5 protein-coding genes are annotated in these 7467 nt (G+C 56.0%); 1 reads left to right on the top strand and 4 read right to left on the bottom strand.

What is annotated here, in order from left to right:
* Nucleotides 1–12 precede the first annotated feature (12 nt).
* Nucleotides 13–2124, top strand: coding sequence for a catalase (locus RSB01_RS12660; RefSeq protein ID WP_332625591.1), 2112 nt, complete (start codon nucleotides 13–15; stop codon nucleotides 2122–2124).
* Between the two features lie 151 nt (nucleotides 2125–2275).
* On the opposite strand, the gene RSB01_RS12655 is transcribed toward RSB01_RS12660, so the two are convergent.
* From RSB01_RS12655 to RSB01_RS12640, 4 genes are all read right to left on the bottom strand, one after another.
* Nucleotides 2276–2968 carry an MgtC/SapB family protein gene (locus RSB01_RS12655; RefSeq protein ID WP_332625590.1) on the bottom strand — a complete coding sequence of 231 codons (693 nt, stop codon included), beginning with the start codon at nucleotides 2966–2968 and terminating at the stop codon, nucleotides 2276–2278.
* Between the two features lie 86 nt (nucleotides 2969–3054).
* Complete coding sequence (gene pdeM / locus RSB01_RS12650; RefSeq protein WP_332619625.1) at nucleotides 3055–3762, bottom strand: ligase-associated DNA damage response endonuclease PdeM; 708 nt, start codon at nucleotides 3760–3762, stop codon at nucleotides 3055–3057.
* On the bottom strand, nucleotides 3759–6239 hold the full coding sequence (locus RSB01_RS12645; RefSeq protein ID WP_332625589.1) for a ligase-associated DNA damage response DEXH box helicase: 2481 nt from the start codon (nucleotides 6237–6239) through the stop codon (nucleotides 3759–3761). The genes pdeM and RSB01_RS12645 overlap by 4 nt, the downstream gene beginning before the upstream one ends.
* A partial coding sequence (locus tag RSB01_RS12640) for a cisplatin damage response ATP-dependent DNA ligase (protein ID WP_332625588.1) occupies nucleotides 6236–7467 on the bottom strand: 1232 nt, incomplete at its 5' end. The genes RSB01_RS12640 and RSB01_RS12645, both read right to left, overlap by 4 nt.

The raw sequence follows: 7467 nt of genomic DNA, 5'->3' as shown, positions 1-7467 counted from the left end.
AACACCAATACCCTGAATGCGTTTGCGCCAGGGTCCGGTCATACGCCTTTTGATGAAGGCAGCGGCAATGCCGGAGAAACCCAACAGGTCGTCTCCAAGAGCGGGGACCATGATGATAGGCAGATGCACCTGACCGATAATTTCGGTCACCGTGTTTCAGACAACCAGAACAGTCTGAGAGCCGGCGAGCGCGGTCCGACGCTGCTCGAAGATTTTGTTCTGCGCGAGAAAATCTTCCACTTCGATCACGAACGCATTCCCGAGCGTATCGTGCATGCCCGTGGCTCGGGTGCACATGGCGTTTTCGAAGTGACGCGGGCCATCCCGCATCTGACAAAAGCGGCGTTGTTCCAAAAGGCCGGAAATGAATGTCCTGTCTTTGTTCGCTTTTCTACAGTTGCAGGCGGGGCGGGATCGGTAGACACGCCGAGGGATGTGAGGGGCTTTGCCGTCAAGCTTTATACCGAGCAGGGCAATTGGGATCTGGTAGGTAACAACATTCCTGTCTTCTTCATTCAGGACGCTATGAAGTTCCCCGACCTCGTTCACTCCGTAAAAATGGAGGCGGATCGAGGCTACCCGCAGGCCGCATCGGCACACGACACATTCTGGGATTTTATCAGCCTGATGCCCGAGACCCTGCATACGGTCATGTGGGCCATGTCGGATCGCGGCATACCGCGCTCCCTGAGAATGATCGAAGGTTTCGGGGTGCATACTTTCCGCATGGTGAATGCGAAAGGTGAGGGGAAGTTCGTCAAATTCCACTGGAAACCGGTGCTGGGTATTCAAAGCACGACATGGGACGAGGCCGTGAAACTGGCAGGGGCCGATCCCGACTTTCATCGTCGCGACCTGTTCGAGGCCATCGAGAACGGTGACTATCCGCAATGGGACCTTGGCATTCAGGTCTTTGACGAGGCCTGGGCAGCCAAGCAGGCCTATGACGTTCTGGATGCGACCAAACTGATCCCGGAAGAGGACATTCCGGTCGAGATCATTGGCCGCATGACCCTGAACCGTAATGTCGATAACTTCTTTGCGGAGACCGAGCAGGCGGCCTTCCTTCCGTCCAACATCATTCCGGGTATCGATTTTACCAATGACCCGCTGCTGCAAGGACGGTTGTTCTCGTATCTGGATACGCAAAAGTCGCGGCTAGGCACGGCCAACTTCCACCAGATACCCATCAATGCCCCAAAATGCCCGTTCCACAATTTCCAGCGCGACGGGATGATGCAGACGCAAGTGCCGGTCGGCCGCGCAAACTACGAGCCTAATTCACTGGGGGAGGCGGGCGAGACGACTGGCCCGCGTGCCTGTCCCGAAACCGGATTTACGTCATTCACAGCCAATGGCGAACGCAATGACGGTTCTGTAAAGCTGCGTATCCGCGCCGAGGCCTTTGCGGATCACTATAGCCAGCCGCGCCTCTTCTATCGCTCGCAGACGCAAAACGAACAGGCGCATATTTGCGCGGCCCTTGTATTCGAATTGTCGAAAGTGACGCTGGAGCATGTGCGCACCCGCGTGCTGTCGCGTCTACGCAATATTGACGAGAGCCTAGCCGAACGCGTGGCCAACGGATTGGCTATGAAGCTGCCACCCAAGGCCAAGGCAGCGAAGGAACCGGTGGACATGAAAGCCTCCGACGCCCTGTCGATCCAGAAACAGGCCCGTAAAACCTTCGAAGGCAGAAAAGTCGGTATCTTGTTTGCCGAAGGGTCGGACAAGAGCGGCATCGACAAGCTGAAGGGCGAGATTGAGAAGGCGGGCGGCACCGTCTTCCTGGTCGCTCCGAAAATCGGCACGCTTAAGGTTAAGGGAGGAGAACTGACTGCCGATGGGCAATTGGCTGGTTCGCCCTCTGTGACGTTTGACGCCATCGCTTCGATCATTATGCCAGATGCGGCAGATAAACTCCTGAAGGACGCGGGCGCGATCCAGTGGTTTGCCGATGCCTATGCCCATTGCAAAACGATAGGTCACTGCAAAGGCACACAGGTGCTTTTGGACAAGGCCAATGTCGAAAAGGACGAAGGCGTTGTCCCTTGGGAGGAACTGATCAAGGTTGGTCCCATTCGCCACTGGAGCCGCGAACCCAAGGTTCGCGATCTGCCATAAGGCTGGACCAAAAATGTATATTGCGGGCGCATTCGACACTACAGAATGCGCCCGGCTGGGCGGTAGCGGCATTACCTATTCCGATATCGCCAGCCTAATCCTCACAGCGATCTTTCGCGGTAATCGATGCTGTGAAATGAAGCATCCCGCATCAATCGTCGTGGGTTTCAAGCCGATATGTAAGCACCGTATCATCGGCAGACAGGGCGCTTGAGAGTGCGTCTAACTGGGACCGGTTTCGCAGTTGCAATCGCCAGTTTCTGGTTTCGGACGCACCATCTGACGATAGAGCATATCTTATGGTCTGCACCCTGTAGCTGTGGTGATCTACAATGTTGCGGATGCGGTTATGGCCATGATCATTTCCGCGCTTCCAGCGCACCTGTAGATCGGCGTTTAACCGAGCGGGAACGCGGTCGCTTATCAGTTTCAGGGCGACTAAGATAACCGCTGTGATTAGGGCTCCTGTTGTCGCCAAGCCAAATAAGCCGGCACCGTACAAAAGACCGATTGCAGCCGTCATCCATAAAGATGCTGCGGTCGTTAAGCCATGAACCGAAAAGCCTTGTCTGAAGATCACGCCCGCGCACAGAAAACCAATGCCCGTAAGGACGCCATGGGCCATCCGGGTAGGGTCTGTCATGATGTTGCTGCGTGGAAGTTCGTCAAACGCCCAGTGTGTTTGATGAAGAGCGGCGAGCATCAAAAGGCAGGAGGATAAACTAACTAAAATATGTGTTCTGAAACCGGCAGGACGACCGCGCCATTCTCGTTCCAAACCGATCAAGCCGCCTGCAATTAGCGACCCAATAACAGGTCCGATAATCTCTTCCCAAGGCAGCATAATCGAACTCCATCTTTGACCAGTGAAGTTGTAACGTCGAGCGAATGAACTTTATCCATCGGCTAATTAAAAGTCGTTCTTATCCACTAGAGCAAACGATGGCGCTTGATAGTGTGGTCACGATCTGGAGAAAGTTGTTCGAGTTTCAAACGCGCAATTTTTCGTCCAGTTAAATATATATCGGGCTGAGAAACGAATAAGCCTGCAAATGCCTCATCGAGTACGTTCAGGCCTCCTGTGTAGGAGCCGAAAGCAGGCAAGATCAGTCGTTGACCATCAGTGATAAAACAGCGCTGTCGTATGGTTACGCCCGGTCCGCGTAATTTAGCGCAGGGGTGTAGATGGCCCGCAACTTCTCCGAAAGCTTCCTCCGGTTTTGGTTCGTGGCATAGTTTGAGGCGACCTAAATTTAAAGTCTCTACGCTTTGACCGCCAAAGGCGGCTCCACCATCCGGATCGTGATTTCCACTAATCCATACAAGCTCTAAGGATCGAGCAAGTTGTCGGATCGCATCGGCATCATCACGAGCCACGCGGTTAACCGCATCCATGTCGTGCAGGGTGTCACCTAGAAGGACAAGTCTCTGCGGATTTAAAGTGCGGTTTTCTGTGGCAAGCCGTTCCAATGTGTCGCGTGTATCATAGGGAGGTAGCAACTGACCTCCCACTGCGTAGGCGGAACCCTTTTCCAAGTGTAGGTCGGCCACAACCAGCGTTGAAAACTGGGGAACCCACAATGTTCCGGCAGAGCGTAGGTGAACCGGCTCTCCGGCCACGTTGATAAGCGTGCTCATGTCATGGCTTCATCAATCAATGCGGCTTCTTCGAGCATCATATCTATTGCAGATGTTCCGGGTGAACGTTCCTTTCCAATCGCCATCAGCAATGGAGCCGCGAACGGGGAAACCTTTGCAAGTTTAGATATCATCAGATGTCCAGACACGCGTTTCAGCGTTTCTCCTAAACGTCCAACATCCATGAGGCCGCGAGCCGCGTCCTCTCGTGCACATTCTAATAAAAGATGGTCTGGCTGGTGACGCCTCAACACGTCGTAGATAAGATCGGATGAGAACGTAACCTGACGGCTATTTTTCTCGTGGCCCGGCATACGTCTTTCGATCAATCCCGAGATGAGAGCGCATTCTTTAAACGCACGCTTCATCATATAGCTTTCCTGAAGCCAGCTCTCGAGATCGTCCCCGAGCATGTCCTCTTGAAACAGTTTTGCGAAATCTAATTCGCTCATTGAGCGCATTGCCCATATGCAGACTGCATAATCGTTTGCGAGGTATCCGATAGGGCCTACGCCTTCTCGATCCAGCCGACGCGTCAACAACATTGCCAGGGTTGTGTGCGCGAGATTGCCTGCGAAGGGGTAGCAGACCATGAAATGACGTTTGCCGCGTTGAAAGGTTTCAACCAGCAAATCTTCCGGACCGGGCACGGCTGAGTGATTATCTTGAGCCTCCAGCCATTCTTGAACATCGGGGGGCAGGCTTGACCATGAAGTCCGATCGCTGATTAGGCCACGCACGCGAGAGGCTAGGTGCGAGGAAATGGGTATTCGGGATCCGCCCCAGCTTGGAACCCTTGGTTCCTTGTCGCGGCTGGGCGTAACGACAGCGTTGGTTCCGGTCACCCCTTCAAATCGCCATACTTCTCCAGCGAAAAGAAAACTGTCTCCGACAGATAACTGTTCGAAGTAGGTCTCTTCGGCTTCGCCTACTTTACGGCCAAGGCCCAGTCCGCGCCGGCCTTGCAATCGAATGTTCAATGTTTGAGCGGAGACTATGGCTCCAACATTCATTCTATGACGGCGAACTATGTCCGGATTCCACGGACGCCACAGTCCATCCAGCCCCCGGATCAGCCGCGTATAACGCTCATAATTCTTTAAAACGTATCCACCGGTCGAAACGAAATCGACAACCTTTTCCCAATCCCCCCAAGAGAGCGTTTTGTAGGGGGCGGCGGTACGGACTTCTTCATACATCGCTTGCAAATCAAAAGGCTCTGCACAGCCACAGCCGACAATATGCTGTGCCAGCACGTCCTTGGCACCGTTTCGGATAGGCTCACCATCATGGGCACCTTCCATCACGGCCTCTACGGCAGCACGGCATTCCAGCATCTCGAAACGGCTGGCTGGTACAAGGATGGCGCGCGATGGTTCATCCAGTCGATGGTTCGCTCTGCCAATGCGTTGAACAAGCCGGGATGATCCTTTGGGAGCGGCCAACTGGATGACGAGATCGACCGAGCCCCAGTCGATCCCGAGGTCCAGTGTGGATGTGCAGACCACGGCCTTAAGCAAACCCTGCGTCATCATGGACTCAACCTTGCGACGTTGCTCTGCAGACAAGCTGCCGTGATGCAGGGCAATCGGCAGGTTATCCTCGTTCAGTCGCCATAGCTCCTGAAATGCAAACTCGGCTTGCCAGCGCGTGTTTACGAATATGAGCGCTGTATTCGCCGTTTTGATAGCGTCATAGACTTCCTGCATCGCGTGTTTGGCTGTGTGGCCTGCCCACGGCACGCGATTTTCGCTCAGCAACACATCCAGTTCCGGCGGCGCGCCCGCCTGTCCCAAAACGATGTCGTCGCCCTTGTCTGACAGCCAACCCCGGATAGCCGTCGGGTCATTCACCGTGGCCGACAGGCCGACGCTGCGCATATTAGGCGAAAAGGCCCGCAGTCGCGACAGGCCCAGCGACAACAGATCCCCGCGCTTAGAGCCGTGGATGGCGTGGATCTCGTCGATCACCACACAGCGTAGGTCTTTAAAATATTCCCTAGAACCCTCCCAGGCACAAAAAAGGGCCAGTTGTTCTGGCGTGGTCAAAAGAATATCCGGTGGCTTGGCTCGTTGACGTACGCGGCGGGCCTGTCCAGTGTCTCCGGTACGGCTCTCGATGACGATGTTCAGCCCCATCTCGCGCACTGGCGTCAGCAGGTTGCGCTCGACATCCACCGCCAGCGCCTTCAGCGGAGAGATGTAGAGGGTGTGAACCGAGGACTGTTCGTCAGGATTTTTACGCCTCTGTGACAGTTCGATCAGACTCGGCAAAAACCCCGCCAGCGTCTTGCCCCCACCCGTCGGGGCCACCAGCAAGGCATCTTCGCCCGCTAGACCTTTTTCCACCATCGCCAACTGATGCGGACGCACCGACCACCCCCGAATGGCGAACCAGTCACGAAATTTCTGCGGCAGCAGGATGTTGGCGGGAGATGTCACATTATTGGATATGGTAAGCGCAGAGGAAGGTTTCATCCCACTTCAATCGCCGCCAGTATTTGTTCGAGAGCAGAGAGTTTATCCGCTTCTCCGGCTGGTTTATCCCACCGGATGCGGTTGATCCTCGGGAAGCGCATGGCGACGCCGGACTTGTGGCGGGTGGAGCGTTGCAGGCCCTCGAAGGCGACTTCCAGAACGAGGCCGAACTCGGTGGTGGCGGTGACGGCGCGGACGGGGCCGAAGCGGTCGGTGGTGTTGTTGCGCACGAACTTGTCGAGTTGCTTCAACTCTTCGTCGGTAAAGCCGAAATAGGCCTTGCCGACGGGTGTCAGTACGCGCTGGCCCGTCTCATCGGTGGTCCAGACGCCAAAGGTGAAATCCGAATAGAAGCTGGAGCGTTTGCCGTGCCCGCGCTGTGCGTACATCAGCACGGCATCGACCAGCATAGGATCGCGCTTCCACTTGAACCACGGTCCCTTGGGACGGCCTGCCTCATAGACGCTGTCGCGACGTTTCAGCATGAAGCCTTCGGCCAGACGCGCATCACCCGCGGGCGGGCTGGCACGTAGTTCGGCCAGTTGATCCCAGCTTTCGATCTCCACAAGCGGCGAGATGTCGATGCGAGACGAATGCACGGCGGCGATGAAAGCTTCCATCCGTGCGCGCCGCTCATAAAAGGGCAGGGCGCGGGTGTCCTCTTCGCCCTCGGCCAACAGGTCATAGGCGCGAATACCGGCAGGGTAAGCGTTCATGCGTTTAGCATCTACAGTCTTGCGGTTCAGCCTTTGTTGCAGGTCTGAGAAACTGCCCATCTGGCCATCGTGCAGCACGATTAGTTCGCCATCGATCACACCCTGAAAATCCATCGCCTCGACCAAGTCGGGGAAGGCGTGGCTGATATCCTCGCCGGTGCGCGAATAGAGGCGGCGGATATCGCCCTCAGCCACGGCCTGAATACGGATACCGTCCCATTTCCACTCTGCCACGAAGTCTGCGGAATCTAGGCGCGGCATCTCGGTGGCTTCGTCAATTGGATGGGCCAGCATGACGGGGCGGAACCGGCCATACGCCTCGACCTGTGGCCGCTCGCCCTTACCGTCCAGCCAGGCCAGCATGTCGCGATAGGGCGGTTCCTGTCCGTGCCAGACCTCCTGAATGTCGGGCACATCGACGCCGCCGTAGTCAGCCGCCGCCTGCCACGCCAGTCGCGCCGATACGCCGACGCGAAGGCTGCCAGTCACCAGCTTCAGCAAGGCCCAACGAC

Source organism: Brevundimonas sp., from assembly GCF_036659295.1.
In the GTDB taxonomy this organism is placed as follows: domain Bacteria; phylum Pseudomonadota; class Alphaproteobacteria; order Caulobacterales; family Caulobacteraceae; genus Brevundimonas.
The sequence above is the reverse complement of the archived record's forward strand: the minus strand, read 5'-3'. Positions and strand labels throughout refer to the sequence as shown.